The organism is Acinetobacter sp. SAAs474 (assembly GCF_032823475.1).
GTDB lineage: Bacteria > Pseudomonadota > Gammaproteobacteria > Pseudomonadales > Moraxellaceae > Acinetobacter.
On record NZ_CP127915.1, the window covers coordinates 565,719 to 584,141 of the forward strand.

Sequence of the window (18,423 nt, forward strand, 5' to 3'; positions counted from 1 at the left end):
GGTTATTGATGAACGCTATTCTAAGCGATTACACCATAAAAGTTATAGAAAATGTGCACAACATTGCTTAAATTTTTTACCAGATCCACAAATACAGGCTTGTTTCATGCTAAGTGACTGATCAAGTGTTGGATCTAAAAAATACCAATTTGTTTTGAATTGGACAAAATACGAAAGCTCATGATGAATATGATTTTGCCCATTCTGTTGGTAATAGGCTTTAAACTCTACCGAAGCATGTTGTTTATCGAGTTTTTCATGGGTTTGTATAATCTCTAATTTTAACCAATGATTTTCTTGACTCCATTGTTGAAGTGCCATGACATCAAGCATAGCCTGTTGTCCCAAGGCAGTCGTTTTTACAATATAGTCAATCTGTTGTAATACAAATGCACTATAGCGAGAACGCATCAGTTGCTGTGCTGTTTGCGCGGTCTTTAATCCCAGATGCAGTGGTTGACAGCAATCTGTATAGAGCGCTAACCCACAAGGGCATGGTTGTTGATACATGTAAGCATCTTCCTTAAATCTCTCGCTTGCAGCATAAGACGTTAAATATGATATTTTGCCATCACAGCATCAATCATACAGATAAAAATAGCCCAATCTTTTGGGCTATTTAAATTTAATCCAACCAACCATCATGATTAACGTGGATGGATGGTGATTTTATGCTGATGTGGCATAATATGCACCTTTTCAATTTTATGCCCATCCATCGTCACCACTTCAAAAATATAACCATCCATCTCCAGTTTTTCACCATTTTGTGGTAAACGACCTAAATGAAACAGAATATAACCTGATAAAGTTGAATATTGCTCGGACTCATCCACCAAATCGCAGCCCAATAATAAAGAAAGGTGACGAATGTCCGTCGAACCATCCAACATTAATGTGCCATCATCCAGACTTTCAGCCACTGTTTCCAATTCATCTTCATCTGGAAACTCTCCAGCAATCGCTTCAAGTACATCAATAGGTGTAGCAATTCCTTCAATTGAACCATATTCATTTAAAACAATCGCCATTTGTAAAGGGGCCTGACGTAACTGTTCCATCACCATCAAGACCTGTGCATTTTCATGTACAATCACAGGTTCACGTAAATGCGCTTGGAAATCTAAGCGACCAGTTTCAATATATTCATTCATGATTTTATGGGTCAAAACAACACCAGCCAAATTATCCAGCTCGCCATGTGCCACAATTAAACGTGAATGAGTCATACTTAATAGACGTTCTTTGATGACCGTCTCTGGTTCATCCAAATCAATCCACTCTAATTCCGGACGCGGAGTCATTACTGATTTCACTGGACGTTCAGACAATCCAAGTACACCTTGAACCATTACACTATGATAAACACCATTCTCTTCCTCATCAAAAACCTCATCCGCAAAAGCACGTGTTGCTAACACATCTTCACGATTATCATGGGATGATTCAGGGTTAATACTTTTTCCCCCCAGCATTCGCATTACTGCAGAGGCGGTCCGATAACGTAAATCAGTAGTTGTCACCATTTTTTCTTGATTATGGCGCATCGTTTGATTTAAGAACTCAATCAGTACCGAGAAACCAATTGCGGCATATAAATAACCTTTTGGAATATGGTATCCCAATCCTTCAACCAATAATGAGAAACCAATCATCATTAAAAAGCATAGACACAGGATCACCACGGTTGGATGGCGATTAACGAAATCCATTAACGGTTTAGATGCCCAAAGCATGATCCCCACCGCCAGAATAACCGCAATCATCATCACAGAAAGATGTTTAACCATTCCCACTGCAGTAATGACACTGTCTAGTGAGAAGACAGCATCTAATACCACAATCTGAATAATGACCATCCAGAATGTGGCATGGACAGGACTCTCTTCCTTCAGACCACTATTGCCTTCCAAACGCTCACGTAATTCCATCGTTCCTTTAAATAACAAGAACACACCACCAAATAGCAGGATCAAGTCTCGGCCTGAAAAAGGATGATTAAATATATGGAATAAAGGATTGGTTAACGTGACGACCCAAGCAATCGATGCCAATAAAATTAAGCGCATCACCAAAGCCAATAAAAGGCCGACAACACGTGCTTTACCGCGTTGTTCTGGAGGCAATTTTTCTGCTAAAATTGCAATAAAAACAAGGTTATCTATACCTAAAACAATTTCAAGCACAACCAGCGTCAATAAGCCGACCCACGCCGCAGGATCAGACATCCATTCAAAAATCATGGTGTCTTCTCCTGAATTTTAAGCCATTGATACTGTATATGGTCATTTGCATGACAAGCATCTAAATTTAAAAATGTGTTTATTTTAATGGACTGAATTTTGTTGGACTCCCAACTGCCACTACCCATATCGATTCTATTGTTGTGAAACACAATTTCAGTATAGGAAAGATTCTTGATTTTGGCATCTTTTTTTTATTTTTTATTTGATTTTAGCCATGATCATTTGGCCTTTATCGCCATCATGTCATGGTTTTAGATCTTATCACTAAAGTCATAGCATCATGATCAATTTTCATTATCATTGATCATCATCGCCTCTGCTACCCATTGAGTAAATGGACGATTAGATTAGTCCACAACAGCACTATGCCTTATTGCTGCTCTGAATCATTAAAACTATTTTAAATATAGCATTCATATTTTTGTCATCTGCTAGAGAGATCATATAGAACATGATAATGTTAAAAAAAACATCACAATGATCGAGGAAAAATGACCAATCAATATCAAAATCCTGCAGCAAAAACAACTCAACCACTCATTGCACTATATTGTGGCTCACGTTTAGGTAATCAGCCTATTTATCAAGAAAAAGCCATTGCACTTGCTCAAGGTCTTGCAGCGCATGGATTTGGCTTGGTTTATGGTGGTGCCAGTATTGGTTTAATGGGACAAGTCGCAGATACCATGATTGATGCAGATGCAGAAGTTGTGGGTGTGATACCAGCCTTTATGCTTGATTATGAAATTGCCCATAATCATCTCACTGAATTACATATTGTAAAAACTATGCACGAACGTAAAGCCATTATGGCTGAACGTGCTTCTGCATTTATTGCATTACCCGGTGGTTTGGGTACATTTGAAGAAATCTTGGAAATTGCAACTTGGGCTCAACTCAATCAACATCAAAAACCCATCATGCTTTATAATGTCAATGGTTTTTATAACGCACTGATTCAACAATTAGATCATGCTGTTCTAGAAGGCTTTTTACCTCCACAACATCGCGCAAAACTGATTGTTTGCCAATCATCACAACAAATTTTTAGTGTCTTGAAAAATTTAGATGCGCCACAAAATGTCGTGGTTTAAATCTGACCTTACTCGGCAGTTCAGTCTCTGCTTCTGCCGTCATCGACATACTTTAATCATCAATCTACACAATTAGCATTAGCAGATGGTTTTATGCGATTATGATTATATCAACCAGATGATCAAGACACTGCGTATAGTTTCCTATAAAAAATAATGATGTGATGCTTTTTATCTACCGTGAGCTCGGCTAGAATAAATTATATTTTTTAACAATTTACTTACGTTTTAATACGCTTATTGCATTTTATATCCTGTATAAGATATTGAAATATCATTATTTTAATACCATAAGATACCGTTTTTTACGCGTATCATGAGATGCCACTGCCTATGAATGCCTCAACATCACATCAACCTTTACAACGTGAGTTTAGACTCCTTGTACTTTTGGTGTCTATTGGCTTTTTTATGCAAGGTCTAGACAGTTCAATTGTCAATACTGCACTCCCTGCAATGGCAAAAGATTTAGATGAAAGTCCATTACAAATGCATAGTGTTATTGTGGCGTATGTATTGGCAATGGCAACCTGTATTCCTTTAAGTGGCTGGCTGTCAGATCGATTTGGACCCAAAATCACCTATTTAAGTGCCATTATTATCTTTACCTTAGGCTCTCTAGGCTGCGGCTTATCTGAAAGTGTCAATCAATTACTGTTTTATCGTGTGATGCAAGGGATTGGCGGTGCTTTACTGCTACCTGTCGGTCGCTTGGCCATGTTAAAAGTCATTCCCAGAACACAGTTTTTATCTGCAATGAGTTTAATGAGCCTTGCTGGTTTAATTGGTCCTATGATTGGCCCCACGTTAGGGGGCTGGATTGTGGAAGTATATACTTGGAACTGGATCTTTTTAATTAATATTCCGATGGGGATATTAGGCGTCTTGATGACTTTGAAAGCAATGCCAGATACCACTGAGCCAAATGTACCTGCATTTGATTTAAGAGGATTTATTTTCCTGATTATTGGTATGATTGGATTATCTCTCGGAATTGAAAACTTTTCTGACCCCAGATATTCAATATTTTCCAGTATCATTTTAATTGTGGTTGGATTGGCTGGATCAGTAATTTATGCATTACATGCGCATAGCCATAAAAATGCATTATTTCGCAGTAAATTATTTAAAAATAAAATTTATTCGATTGGTATTTTAGGAAACTTTTTTGCCCGTTTAGGGGGCAATGCGATTCCATTTTTATTACCACTGATGCTACAAGTCGCTTTTGGTTTTTCACCGCTGCTGACTGGTATTTTAATGATTCCAACCGTTCTAGGTGCATTAATCTCTAAACCAATCATTCGGCCTTTAATCCAAAAATTTGGTTATCGCCACGTGTTACTGATCAATACTGTTTTAGTCGGTGCGTGTATTGTCAGTTTTGCATTAAGTACGGCAGATACCCCTTTATGGCTTAGAAGCATTCACTTTCTGATTTTTGGTATTCTAAATTCAATTCAATTTGTGGCAATGAACACGCTCACACTCAAAGATTTACCTCAACAAGATGCCAGTAGCGGTAACAGTTTTTTATCGATGATTATGATGTTATCAATGAGTATTGGCGTTGCTTTGGCAGGGACTTTAGTCAATATTTTTGAAATACATTTAGGTCAAGCGTTGATCACCACTGCTTTTCATTATACTTTAATCTGTTTAGGATTTATTAACGTCATCACAGCCATGATCTTCTGGACGATTCCCAAAGATACCACTGCATAATATACGATTGGCTCTAAATAGCCATATCCTATTAAGCAGCGTATGATCCATATTGAGGCATAGTGATTAATCGCTTAAATCAAAACGTGATGATGATAAAACCACCACAATGAAACATTACGCTATAATCGAATACAGGTAATTTGCAATCTTCAAGCTCACATATTACCTGTGACTGACCCTGTTTGATTCATGATTCGACTACTCACGATGATCCAACATAACATGATATTGAAATCTAAAACGCTACTTGGCTCACTGTTAGGTTGTAGCTTCATGGGGCTAAGTCTCATTATATATATGGTCTTTTTTCAAAATCATATTGCAGCTGCAAGCGAATATAAAGTGCAAGGATTTGATGTCTCACATCATCAAGGCAATATTGCTTGGCATAAAATTTCCCTGCAAAATTATGCTTTTGTATACTTAAAAGCAACCGAAGGTGGAGATTTTCAAGATCGGAAATTTCAAGATAACTGGTTACAAGCAAGAGAACAGGGTTTATTAGTCGGCGCCTATCATTTTTATCGTTTATGTCGTAACGGCAGTATTCAAGCTGAAAACTTTATCCATACTGTTCCCAAAAAAGCGGATGCCCTTCCCCCTGTTATTGATCTTGAATACGATAGTGATTGCATCAATACATTCACTAAACAACAGCTTCTGCAAGAAATTCAGATCATGCATGATCAACTGTATCAACATTATGGCAAAGCACCTATCTTTTATACTTCAAAAGCTTTCTATAATATTGTTCTAGCTGGCGAGTTTCAAAAAACGCCATTATGGATTCGTGAGTATAATGGTCAACCCAATTTAAAAGGTGAACCAGATTGGCTATTTTGGCAGCATACCAATCAAGCTAAAATAACCGGCATTAATACCACAGTAGATCTTAATGTTTTTAATGGTGATATGGACGATTGGTTAAAGTTTTTAGAAAAAAATCAGTTAAGTCCACCATCTAAAATCCCATAAATCATCTGATCAGATGCAATGATCTAGATCAGCATCACAGTGAATATCGTAATCATGAAAAAAATTATTCACATTGATATGGATGCTTTTTTTGCATCTGTAGAATTACGTGACCGACCTGAACTAAAACAGCATCCTGTGGTGATTGCGAGCCATCATCCACGTGCCGTAATTGCAGCAGCATCTTATCCTGCTCGTGCTTTTGGGCTACATTCAGCAATGCCAATGCATCAAGCCAAAAAACGATGTCCTGAACTGATTGTCATTGAACCCAATTTTAAAAAATATCGTGATGTTTCACGCCAAATTCATCAAATTTTTCAAAAATATACTCAATTAATTGAACCCATATCTTTAGATGAAGCTTATTTAGATGTAACAGATAACCTACAGCAGATTACCAGTGCAACTGAAATCGCGGTACAAATTAGAGCTGCCATTTTAGATACAACAGCACTCACTTGTTCTGCGGGTGTCGCACCCAATAAATTTTTAGCAAAAATTGCCTCAGACTGGCATAAACCAAATGGCATTTATGTAATAAAACCTTCACAGGTTCAAAATTTTATCAAGAATCTGCCACTAAAAAAAATTCCTGGTGTCGGAAAAGTGACTCAAGAAAAATTACATCATATGAAGCTATTCACCTTAGGCGATTTACAGCATCTTGATGAGCAGATCTTAATTGACCATTTTGGTAAATATGGTCAGCAGTTATTTTTATATGCGCAAGGCATTGATCATCGCGCAGTACAAATAGAACGCGAACGACAACAAATTTCTAAAGAAATCACATTTAATCAAGATCTTTATTTACATCAATGTCATCACTACTGGCCCCAATTGGTTCATCGTATTTGGCAAAGCCTAACTGAAAAAAAATTACATGCCCACGGTATTTCAGTGAAATTAAAGTTAAAAAATTTTCAGGTTTTACAACATAGTAAATGCTTTAAACAACCTTTTTATACATCAGATCAATTATTAAATGGCATCACATTATTACTTAACGAAATGCATATCACGGCACAGCAACAATTTCGATTGGTTGGTGTTGGGGTATATCAATTATGCACTCAACAACCACAATCCCAACTAGATTTCTGGTATTAATACAATAATTAGACTATTTCTTGTACAAATAAATCAAAAATCATAATTTTATCTGCATAACTGTTATTTTTAGAGTAATCTATGACCGCAATACATTATCCATGTATCTGCTCAGATGCTAAAAATCACCTCTACTTTTAGCATGCTGTCCTGTGATTAACGTGACGATCAAATCCGAATATTACAGGGCAACTGTAAGGTGATATATTGACCTGTCCATTCTCAATGATTCTGCTATTTTTTTTCATTCTATTCTAATTATCAACCAGCACTAAATCTCACCCACTCTATATTAAATACATGATCATCCTCGCATGTCTCTTTGGTTATGCCTGTTTTATTATCAATTTATTGATAGATGTGCAATTCTTGATGCTACGCTATATCAATCAGTGGATGATATTCATCTTTAAGACGCCATTTAACCCTTAAATTCATGGCATGATCAGCATTCGGTTTATTCCCGATTTGATCTCCAGCGTATGACGCTGACTTAACCATCAGGATATTTTAATGAGCATTACACGTTTACATGTACAACCTCGCTTTTCTGAAATTGCCATATGCGGTAATTTAGTTCATCTCGCTGGACAACTTGCTTCAGATTTAAGCCTAGATATTCGCGGACAAACACAGCAAACACTCGATACCATTGATCAATTTCTGGCAGATGCTGGTACCGATAAAAGTCATATTTTATCGGTGATGATTTTTATTAAAGATATTGCACACAATTATGCAGCGATGAATGAGGTCTGGGATGCTTGGGTGGCAGATATGGATGCTTTACCACGTACTTGTGTAGAAGCCAATATGTATCAGGATGATGTTTTGGTTGAAATGACTGTCGTTGCAATCAAACCAGATTAATCATCTTCACGACCTAAAAAACCTCACTGTGCTTGCGATGTAATACATCAAGGCCTAAAAAAGGAGATGTTAAACATCTCCTTTTTGAATAATTAATTTTTCTTAGCCTTGGTCTTTTTGCCACCAAATGGCTTTTTGCTATCACCGGTTTCACGTGGTGGCAAACCGGTATGTTGCGTCAATATCTGCCCACGTTGCGGCTGTTTTTTTGTCCGTGTTGTTGATGCTACAGATGTACGCTCTGTCTGATGACGTTTAACAGAATCACCTGCGAGCGTTGAGTTCTTTCTACGTGCAGATTGGTATTGTCCTTCCGTACCACTTGCTGGCTGATAGGTTGGAATTAAATGCTGTTTAGAATTGCCAATTAAATCAGCACGCCCCATTTCTTTCAGCGCATCACGTAATAATGGCCAGTTATTTGGATCATGATAGCGTAAAAATGCCTTATGTAAACGGCGACGTTTTTCACCTTTAACAATATCCACATTTTCGGTATAACGGGCCACTTTAGCTAAAGGATTTTTACCTGTGTAATACATCGTGGTTGCCGTAGCCATTGGCGAAGGATAGAAGGTCTGAACCTGATCGGCACGAAAACCATTTTTCTTTAACCAAATCGCCAAATTCATCATGTCATAATCCGTTGTTCCCGGATGTGCCGCAATAAAATAAGGAATTAAATATTGTTCTTTGCCTGCCTCTTTGCTAAAGCGGTCAAACATTTGCTTAAAACGATCATAAGTCCCAATACCGGGCTTCATCATTTTCGATAATGGCCCTTTTTCAGTATGTTCAGGCGCAATTTTTAAATATCCGCCCACATGATGTGTCACCAACTCTTTGACATACTCAGGATTTAATACCGCAAGGTCATAACGTAATCCAGAACCAATTAAAATCTTTTTAATGCCTTTTAGTGCACGTGCTTTACGATATAACTGAGTTAATGGTGCATGATCGGTATGTAAATTTTGACATACACCTGGAAAAACACAGGAAGGTTTACGACAATTCTTTTCAATTTCTGGATCTTTACAATGTAAACGATACATATTGGCAGTAGGACCGCCTAAATCAGAAATAATGCCAGTAAAACCAGGGGCTGTATCTCGAATTTTTTCAACTTCACGTAAAATTGATTCTTCTGAACGATTCTGAATAATCCGGCCTTCATGTTCTGTAATGGAACAAAAGGTACATCCGCCAAAACAGCCGCGCATGATATTGACAGAAAATTTAATCATATCAAAGGCTGGAAAGCGCGCATGGCCATACGCTGGATGTGGCAAACGTGCATAAGGCAAGTCAAAGACATAATCCATTTCTTCTGTGGTCAATGGAATCGGTGGTGCATTTAACCAGACATCACGCTCACCGTGTTTTTGAACCATCGCACGCGCATTACCTGGATTGGTTTCCAAATGTAAAATACGATTGGCATGTGCATACAACACTGGATCATTGACCACTTCTTCAAAAGCAGGTAAACGAATTACCGCCAATTCACGTGGTGGCAATTTATGTTTAATTGCTTTAGAACTGGTTTTTAACTGAACAATCTGAGTATCTGCTGCTAAATCATCTCCTGCACGAACAACAGGGTTAACAACCACTTCTTTTTCAAAACCTTGATACTGGGTGAGGCTATCTTTACCTTTTTCAATCTCACAACCTTCTAGATCTTCAGTCATGACATATGGATTAATGATCGGATCTACTCGACCGACTTGATCTACATCATTAGATGCAATTTCAATAAATTTTGCTTTAGAGGCACGATTATTTTTATTTACAATAAATGCTGTACCACGAACATCGGTAATCTCATAAATTTTTTCACCGCGTGCCAAGCGGTGCATAATCTCAGTAATCGATCGTTCCCCATTACCATACATTAATAAATCCGCTTTAGAATCCATTAATACCGAACGACGTACCTTATCAGACCAATAGTCATAATGTGCAATACGACGCAATGAAGCTTCAATTCCCCCTAAAAGTACAGGTACATCAGGATATGCTTCGCGTACACGTTGACAATACACGGTCGCTGCACGATCTGGACGTTTATTCGGTACATTATCAGGAGAATAGGCATCATCTGAGCGAATTTTACGATCAGCCGTATAACGGTTAATCATTGAATCCATATTCCCAGCTGTTACGCCCCAAGCTAAATTTGGTTTACCTAAAGCTCGAAATGCCTCAACATTGGTCCAATCTGGCTGCGCAATAATACCGACGCGAAAGCCCTGTGCTTCTAAAACACGGCCAATAATACCGGAACAAAACGAAGGATGATCAATATATGCGTCCCCACAGACCAAAATAAAGTCACAACTGTCCCAACCGAGTTGATCCATTTCCTCACGCGACATCGGCAAAAATGGTGCGGGTTCAAAACATGACGCCCAATATTTGTCGTAATCAAACAACGCCTTTGGCGCAGTTTGCATGGTATAAGCAGTAGACATGGCTAGCAATTCTCGGCTGGCAAGTGGAAGATCAGAAAAGATCAAAGATGAAAGCCGATCATTTTAACATGAAAGTAGCTCAAGCTAACAGCTTAAAATTTATGCAAAATAAAATTTTATTTACATGCAGTTTAATTTTTCTTTATAAAATTAAATCAAATATTTAAATATGAAAATGCAGTTTATCCATATCACATAAACTGCATCTTCCGATCAAATAACGCTATTCCATATTTAATTTGTTGTTACAACTTTAACTGAATGATGATCATATTTATTTTTTCAATAGTCTTAAACCATTTGCCACGACCAATAAACTGACACCTACATCCGCAAAAACTGCCATCCACATCGTTCCTAAATTCATTAAGGTGATGATCAAAAAAACTAGCTTGGTCAGTAAAGCCAAACTAATATTTTGTATTAAAATTTGATGCGTTTTTTTAGATAAACGAATAAAGGTTGGAATTTTACGTAAATCGTCATCCATTAAAGCAACATCTGCAGTTTCAATTGCAACATCTGTTCCCATAGTTCCCATCGCAAAACCAATATTGGCACGTGCCAAAGCGGGAGCATCATTAATGCCATCACCAACCATTGCAATAGAACTATGAGTCGCATATTGCGCGACCAGATTTAGCTTATCTTCGGGTAAGAAATTACCTTTGGCCTCATCAATTGCTAACTGCTGAGCAATGGCTTGTACAGTATGTACATTATCACCACTGAGCATCAGTGTTTTAATACCCAACTGATGTAATTCATCAATCGCTTGCTGACTGGTTGCCTTAACTGTATCTGCAACAGCAACAATCGCCAGAATATGCTGATCTTGTGCAAACAGTACTACGGTTTTTCCTTGTTGTTCAAGTTGAGTAATCTGTTGTTCTAATGCTTCAGAACAATATTCTAATTCATGTATTAAACGATGATTGCCTAAATAATAACGTACGCCTGCAATTACTCCGGAACTACCTCGACCAAGTAATGCTGTAAAGTCATCCACATCGACAAAATCATGGCGCTGCGCTGCTTGCACAATGGCTTGGGAAACGGGATGATCTGAACAGTTAGCCAAACTGATTAATGCAGTAATAATATCTGGCTGATTAATTTCACTCAGCAAAATAAGATCAGTTTGTTTTGGTTTGCCATAAGTTAATGTACCGGTTTTATCAAATGCTAAATATTTAAGTAATCGGCCTTCCTCCAGATAAACACCCCCTTTAATCAAAATACCTTGACGTGCAGCAGCAGCTAAACCACTCACTACGGTAACAGGCGTTGAAATTACCAATGCACAAGGACAAGCAATCACCAGAATAACCAATGCTTTATAGATCCAATCTAACCATGCTCCCCCCATCAGTAAAGGTGGAATAATGGCAATTAAAATCGCAAAAAGAACCACTAAAGGGGTATACACTTTTGCAAAACGATCAACAAAACGTTGTGTTGGTGCCTTTTCACCTTGTGCCTCTTCTACGGCATGAATAATCCGTGCCAAAGTAGTATCTTGTGCTATCGCAGTCACACGATACTCTAATGCACCAGCTTGATTAATCGTTCCCGCATACACTACGTCACCAATCATTTTATCAACGGGTAAACTTTCACCGGTAATTGGCGCTTGGTTAATTGAAGATTGCCCTTTAGTGATTTCACCGTCTAAGCCAATTTTTTCACCAGGTTTAACACGCACAATCTGTCCAAGTCTCACCTCATTGACTGCTTGTATTTGCCATTGCCCTGCGGCATTTAATACAGTCACTTGTGTAGGTGCCAGTTGCATAAGTTGGCTAATCGCCTGACGTGCACGTGCCAAAGAACGTGCTTCAATCAATTCAGCGACAGCAAATAAGACCATAACCATTGCAGCTTCAGGCCAATGTCCAATCAATAATGCACCTGTGACAGCAATACTCATCAGGGCATTAATATTCAAATTAAAGTTCTTAAGCGCAATTAAACCTTTCTTATAGGTTTCAATTCCAGAAAGTGCGATAGCGATTACACTGGCTACAAATGTAAACCAAATAGGCAAATCAAACCAAGCACCACATTCAGCAGCAAAAGCCACAGCACCAGCCAAAACAAGAATCCAAATTGATTTATGCTGTTCTGGCTGAGTTTGATTAAATTGCCCTTGTGCATTGGCCACTTCAGGATCAAAACCTAAATCACGAATGGCATTAAGAATATCGGTTAAAGCAGCAGGTTCATGTACTACCGTCAGTACACGTTGAATAAGGTTAAAATCCAATGATTTTACTGCTGGCATCTGTGCGAGTTTTTTTTGAATTAAGCCTTCTTCAGTAGGGCAATCCATTTGCATAATACGTATCGAAGTTTTTAAATCATCACCCATATGCTGTGATTCAGGTAATGGATTTAAGTCTGAAAAACGCATATCTGTTGTTTCACAACACGTGGTTTTTTGCTTCGTAGCGCATTCTTTAGTTATTGATTTTTCGATCACACCACAACATGAAGATTTTACATGCTGATGCGGAGCTGTATGTGCATTTGGCAATTTTGCATCTTTTTTGTCCATGACTGATCCTGATAAATGTTATACTGTCATTAAACACCCTGAAGTGACTTCAGACTCAAGCGGAAAATGATAAAATGAAAATTGGTGAAATAGCACGACAAATTGGTTGCAGTGTTGAAACCATACGATTTTATGAAAAAGAAGGGCTATTGCCGAAACCCTTACGTAATACGCAAAATAATTATCGAGAATATCAGCAACAGCATCTGGATCGCTTACGTTTTATTCGTCGTTGCCGTTCTTTGGGTATGACCCATCAAGAAATTCGCACACTATTAATGATGAAAAATAATCCAGATCATTGTGATGCAATTAATGATTTAATTGATGTACATTTACAACATGTACAACATCGTATTCATGAAATACAAGCGCTAGAGCAAGAACTCCTAAACCTAAGAGAACAATGTCAGGGAACAACCGCCATGCAAAAATGCGGTATTCTAAAAGAACTTGAACGTGAAGTCCCGATACATGATAGTGCTGATCACATCCACTCGACTCAAGTTTGCGGACATAAACTATAATGACTATAGCCGATTCCATCGCACTGTTAATTATGAAAATCCGTGAGCTAAAAACCATAAATTAAATGGTGGATTGAGGATCATATTATATGGGCAATAGATAGTCCTTAATACAGCTCAACAGCACGATCGATCACTTACGCTCATTCTCGCTTTTGTAAATAGCATGCAATAGCAACACCCAAGCATAAAATTGTTGCAATCGATAAGATTAAGCCAAACCATCCCAAAGATTCCCAAATTGCACCACTACTGCTACCTAAAATACTCGAACCACAGTAATAAAAAAATAAATATAATGATGATCCCATTGCTTTATATTGTAAGGACTGTATTGCAACCCAACTACTTACTGTGGAATGGGCTGCAAAAAATGCAAATGTAAATATCATTAAACCCAATAAAATAAATCCAATATGACTAATTAACATGGTCATTAAACCAAGTAACATCAATAATAACATGGCGATTAAAACATGATTCCGACCAAACCTTTTTCCCCACGCTGCTGCACGTGGTGAACTATAAATTCCGCACAAGTATGCTATTGAAATTAAACCAATCATCGATTGTGAAACATGAAATGGATGTTCTAATAAGTGATAGCTGATATAGTTAAAAATCGATACAAAACATCCCATTAAAATAAAACCCTGTACAAATAACAGGCATAATTTAGGATCTCGTAGATTGTGCATTAATGCTGTTTTAAAACGTGTAAAACAAATTGGATAAGCTTTAAAATGTTTTGATGCTGGTAATAATAAGTAAAAAATAAATGCAGCCAATAAGTTAAGAATACCTATAAACAACGTTGCTGATTGCCAAGAAATAAAATCAACCAGTACCCCAGCAATAAGGCGTCCCCCCATCCCCCCGATTGCGGTTCCTGAGATATACAGCCCCATGGCAAAACCAATATCTTTTTGTGCAATTTCCTCACCAATATACGTCATTGCGACAGCTGCTACACCACTTACTGTGAGGCCAAGTAATATCCGTGTCAGTAAAAATATATGCCATTTGGGAAAACAGGCACTTAAAATCAGTAAACTTGCTGCACAAAATAATGAATAGACCATAATCGGCTTACGGCCAAAACGATCGGAAATCAACCCCGTAAAGAGCAACCCTATAGCGAGGGCAATGGTTGAAACAGATAACGTTAAACTACTCTGCGTGGGTGATATCGCAAAAAATTGAGTCAAAATAGGCATCATTGGTTGTACACAGTACAACGAAGAAAAAATTGCAAAACCCGCTAAAAATAATGAAACTAAAATTGCAAAGAACGATTTAGAACTATATTCAATGTATGGCGCTGTACTAGCTGTACTATCAGACATGAAGACTCCTCATATCGATATAGTATAATCAGCTGCTTTATGAAAATAAAATCATTCAATAAAAAGTTAAATCAGTATCACAACTAAAAATAAAACCAAAAAAAAATCCCCCAAGCGACTGCTTGAGGGATTTTCGAATAATGAGCTGGCGATGACTTACTCTCACATGGCTAACGCCACACTACCATCAGCGCGAAGAGGTTTCACTTCTGAGTTCGGGAAGGGATCAGGTGGTTCACTCTTGCTATTGTCGCCAGCACAACTGTTTATGGATACTTGCTTAGACTTACCTATTGCTAAGTTTTCTACCAAATGAGTTATTAACAGAGATTATATCTGAGTTGGATATGATGTTCGATCAGCGATACTAAATCAAGTATTTTCATCGTTAGATGATGTTTTATGAATCGATTGATGCTTTGTATACAACTGTTTGGGTGTTGTATAGTCAAGCCTCACGAGCAATTAGTATTGGTCAGCTTCACATGTCACCATGCTTCCACATCCAACCTATCAACGTCGTAGTCTTCAACGGCTCTTTAGAGGACATAAAGTCCAAGGGAAATCTTATCTTGAGGTAGGCTTCCCGCTTAGATGCTTTCAGCGGTTATCCCTTCCGAACATAGCTACCCGGCGATGCGACTGGCGTCACAACCGGTACACCAGAGGTTCGTCCACTCTGGTCCTCTCGTACTAGGAGCAGATCCTCTCAAATTTCCAGCGCCCACGGTAGATAGGGACCGAACTGTCTCACGACGTTCTAAACCCAGCTCGCGTACCTCTTTAAATGGCGAACAGCCATACCCTTGGGACCTGCTTCAGCCCCAGGATGAGATGAGCCGACATCGAGGTGCCAAACACCGCCGTCGATATGAACTCTTGGGCGGTATCAGCCTGTTATCCCCAGAGTACCTTTTATCCGTTGAGCGATGGCCCTTCCATACAGAACCACCGGATCACTAAGACCTACTTTCGTACCTGCTCGACTTGTGGGTCTCGCAGTTAAGCGCGCTTTTGCCTTTATACTCTACGCGTGATTTCCGACCACGCTGAGCGCACCTTCGTACTCCTCCGTTACTCTTTAGGAGGAGACCGCCCCAGTCAAACTACCCACCAGACATGGTCCTCGTCCCGGATTACGGGACAGAGTTAGAACCTCAATATTACCAGGGTGGTATTTCAAGATTGGCTCCACCGAAACTAGCGTCTCGGTTTCAAAGCCTCCCACCTATCCTACACAAGTAAGATCAAAGTTCAATGTCAAGCTGCAGTAAAGGTTCACGGGGTCTTTCCGTCTAGCCGCGGGTACACCGCATCTTCACGGCGATTTCGATTTCACTGAGCCTCTGCTGGAGACAGCGCCCCCATCATTATGCCATTCGTGCAGGTCGGAACTTACCCGACAAGGAATTTCGCTACCTTAGGACCGTTATAGTTACGGCCGCCGTTTACTGGGGCTTCGATCAAGAGCTTCGCTTACGCTAACCCCATCAATTAACCTTCCAGCACCGGGCAGGCATCACACCCTATACGTCCACTTTCGTGTTTGCAGAGTGCTATGTTTTTAATAAACAGTTGCAGGGGCCTGGTTTCTGTGGCTGCCATCAGCTCAGGAAGCAAGTTCCATCACCGACAGCAGCGTACCTTCTCCCGAAGTTACGGTACCATTTTGCCTAGTTCCTTCAGCAGAGTTCTCTCAAGCGCTTTGGTCTACTCGACCTGACCACCTGTGTCGGTTTCGGGTACGATTCCTGTGTAACTGAAGCTTAGAGACTTTTCCTGGAAGCATAGTATCAGCCACTTTGCGAGTAAACTCGCTTGCTATCAGATCTCAGCATAGAGTACCCCGGATTTGCCTAAGATACATGCCTACATCCTTTCACCTGGACAACCAACGCCAGGCTGACTTAACTTTCTCCGTCCTCTCATCGCATTACACAGAAGTATTGGAATATTAACCAATTTCCCATCGACTACGCCTCTCGGCCTCGCCTTAGGGGTCGACTCACCCAGCCCCGATTAACGTTGGACTGGAACCCTTGGTCTTTCAGCGAACGGGTTTTTCACCCGTTTTGTCGTTACTCACGTCAGCATTCGCACTTCTGATACCTCCAGCAGACTTCTCAATCCACCTTCATCGGCTTACAGAACGCTCCCCTACCACGTATACAAAGTATACATCCGCAGCTTCGGCATATAGTTTTAGCCCCGTTACATCTTCCGCGCAGGCCGACTCGACTAGTGAGCTATTACGCTTTCTTTAAAGGGTGGCTGCTTCTAAGCCAACCTCCTAGCTGTCTATGCCTTCCCACATCGTTTCCCACTTAACTATAATTTTGGGGCCTTAGCTGGCGGTCTGGATTGTTTTCCTCTTGACTACGGACGTTAGCACCCGCAGTCTGTCTCCCGGATAGTACTCATTGGTATTCGGAGTTTGCATCGGTTTGGTAAGTCGGGATGACCCCCTAGCCGAAACAGTGCTCTACCCCCAATGGTATTCGTCCGAGGCGCTACCTAAATAGCTTTCGGGGAGAACCAGCTATCACCAAGTTTGATTAGCCTTTCACCCCTATCCACAAGTCATCCCCTGGCTTTTCAACGACAGTGGGTTCGGTCCTCCAGTTAGTGTTACCCAACCTTCAACCTGCTCATGGATAGATCACCTGGTTTCGGGTCTACACCCAGCAACTAAACGCCCTATTAAGACTCGGTTTCCCTACGGCTCCCCTATACGGTTAACCTTGCTACTGAATGTAAGTCGCTGACCCATTATACAAAAGGTACGCAGTCACCGAACAAGTCGGCTCCCACTGCTTGTATGCATGCGGTTTCAGGATCTATTTCACTCCCCTCACAGGGGTTCTTTTCGCCTTTCCCTCACGGTACTGGTTCACTATCGGTCAGTCAGGAGTATTTAGCCTTGGAGGATGGTCCCCCCATATTCAGACAAGGTTTCACGTGCCTCGCCCTACTCGTCATCATTATGTGTGCCCTTTCGTGTACAGGACTATCACCCACTACGGTTGCACTTCCCAGAGCATTCCACTAAAACACACATAACTTAATGGGCTGTTCCCCGTTCGCTCGCCGCTACTGAGGGAATCTCAATTGATTTCTTTTCCTAAGGGTACTGAGATGTTTCACTTCCCCTCGTTTGCCTTGCAACACTATGTATTCATGTTGCAATACCTACCTTATGGTAAGTGGGTTTCCCCATTCAGAAATCTCCGGATCACAGGATATTTGCCGCCTCCCCGGAGCTTATCGCAGGCTATTACGTCTTTCATCGCCTCTGACTGCCAAGGCATCCACCACATGCACTTAATTACTTGACTATACAACCCCAAACAGTCGTTTGTTCCTACAAGTAGAACAACCAACATTACAGTTTAGAGCTTTGTGAACTTAATCACTATACAGCTTCAATTAGATTCATATACCAAAACGCTTGATTCAGTTTAATCGCTAGTAACTCATTTCTTGTAATTAC

General features: G+C 39.7%; 11 protein-coding genes and 2 rRNA genes. 6 read left to right on the forward strand and 7 right to left on the reverse strand.

All coding sequences use genetic code 11. The features are described from left to right. Positions 1–42: 42 nt before the first annotated feature. Both QSG86_RS03645 and QSG86_RS03650 read right to left on the reverse strand, forming a co-directional pair. Complete coding sequence (locus tag QSG86_RS03645; RefSeq protein ID WP_317030251.1) at positions 43–510, reverse strand: YchJ family protein; 468 nt, start codon at positions 508–510, stop codon at positions 43–45. Positions 511–647: 137 nt separating this feature from the next. Beyond that, positions 648–2,243, reverse strand: a complete 1,596-nt coding sequence (locus QSG86_RS03650) for a TerC family protein (RefSeq protein WP_317030252.1) — start codon at positions 2,241–2,243, stop codon at positions 648–650. Positions 2,244–2,737: 494 nt separating this feature from the next. Between QSG86_RS03650 and QSG86_RS03655 the strand changes: the two genes are divergently transcribed. The 5 genes from QSG86_RS03655 (at position 2,738) to QSG86_RS03675 (ending at position 8,026) form a co-directional block, all read left to right on the forward strand. Next, the gene (locus QSG86_RS03655; protein WP_317030253.1) at positions 2,738–3,340 is read left to right on the forward strand and encodes a TIGR00730 family Rossman fold protein; all 603 of its coding nucleotides are present in this window, start codon (positions 2,738–2,740) and stop codon (positions 3,338–3,340) included. Positions 3,341–3,673: 333 nt separating this feature from the next. Then, positions 3,674–5,065, forward strand: coding sequence for a multidrug transporter subunit MdtD (gene mdtD, locus QSG86_RS03660; protein ID WP_317030254.1), 1,392 nt, complete (start codon positions 3,674–3,676; stop codon positions 5,063–5,065). Positions 5,066–5,290: 225 nt separating this feature from the next. Then, a complete protein-coding gene (locus QSG86_RS03665) occupies positions 5,291–6,043 on the forward strand; it encodes a GH25 family lysozyme (protein ID WP_410487441.1) in 753 nt (250 codons plus the stop codon). A 54-nt stretch (positions 6,044–6,097) separates the two neighbouring features. Then, the gene (dinB, locus tag QSG86_RS03670) at positions 6,098–7,156 is read left to right on the forward strand and encodes a DNA polymerase IV (protein WP_317030256.1); all 1,059 of its coding nucleotides are present in this window, start codon (positions 6,098–6,100) and stop codon (positions 7,154–7,156) included. Between the two features lie 513 nt (positions 7,157–7,669). After that, the gene (locus QSG86_RS03675; RefSeq protein ID WP_317030257.1) at positions 7,670–8,026 is read left to right on the forward strand and encodes a RidA family protein; all 357 of its coding nucleotides are present in this window, start codon (positions 7,670–7,672) and stop codon (positions 8,024–8,026) included. A gap of 92 nt (positions 8,027–8,118) precedes the next feature. Here the strand turns inward: QSG86_RS03675 and QSG86_RS03680 are convergent, their stop codons facing one another. Further along, positions 8,119–10,503 carry a YgiQ family radical SAM protein gene (locus QSG86_RS03680; protein ID WP_317030258.1) on the reverse strand — a complete coding sequence of 795 codons (2,385 nt, stop codon included), beginning with the start codon at positions 10,501–10,503 and terminating at the stop codon, positions 8,119–8,121. A 274-nt stretch (positions 10,504–10,777) separates the two neighbouring features. Further along, positions 10,778–13,060, reverse strand: a complete 2,283-nt coding sequence (locus QSG86_RS03685; protein WP_317030259.1) for a heavy metal translocating P-type ATPase — start codon at positions 13,058–13,060, stop codon at positions 10,778–10,780. Positions 13,061–13,134: 74 nt separating this feature from the next. Here QSG86_RS03685 and cadR point away from each other — a divergent pair, with 74 nt between their 5' ends. Further along, positions 13,135–13,587, forward strand: coding sequence for a Cd(II)/Pb(II)-responsive transcriptional regulator (cadR, locus tag QSG86_RS03690; RefSeq protein ID WP_317030260.1), 453 nt, complete (start codon positions 13,135–13,137; stop codon positions 13,585–13,587). A 143-nt stretch (positions 13,588–13,730) separates the two neighbouring features. On the opposite strand, the gene QSG86_RS03695 is transcribed toward cadR, so the two are convergent. From QSG86_RS03695 to QSG86_RS03705, 3 genes are all read right to left on the reverse strand, one after another. Then, positions 13,731–14,933, reverse strand: a complete 1,203-nt coding sequence (locus QSG86_RS03695) for an MFS transporter (RefSeq protein ID WP_317030261.1) — start codon at positions 14,931–14,933, stop codon at positions 13,731–13,733. A gap of 143 nt (positions 14,934–15,076) precedes the next feature. Beyond that, positions 15,077–15,191, reverse strand: a 5S ribosomal RNA gene (gene rrf, locus QSG86_RS03700). Positions 15,192–15,377: 186 nt separating this feature from the next. Beyond that, a 23S ribosomal RNA gene (locus QSG86_RS03705) occupies positions 15,378–18,268 on the reverse strand. Between the last annotated feature and the right edge of the window lie 155 nt (positions 18,269–18,423).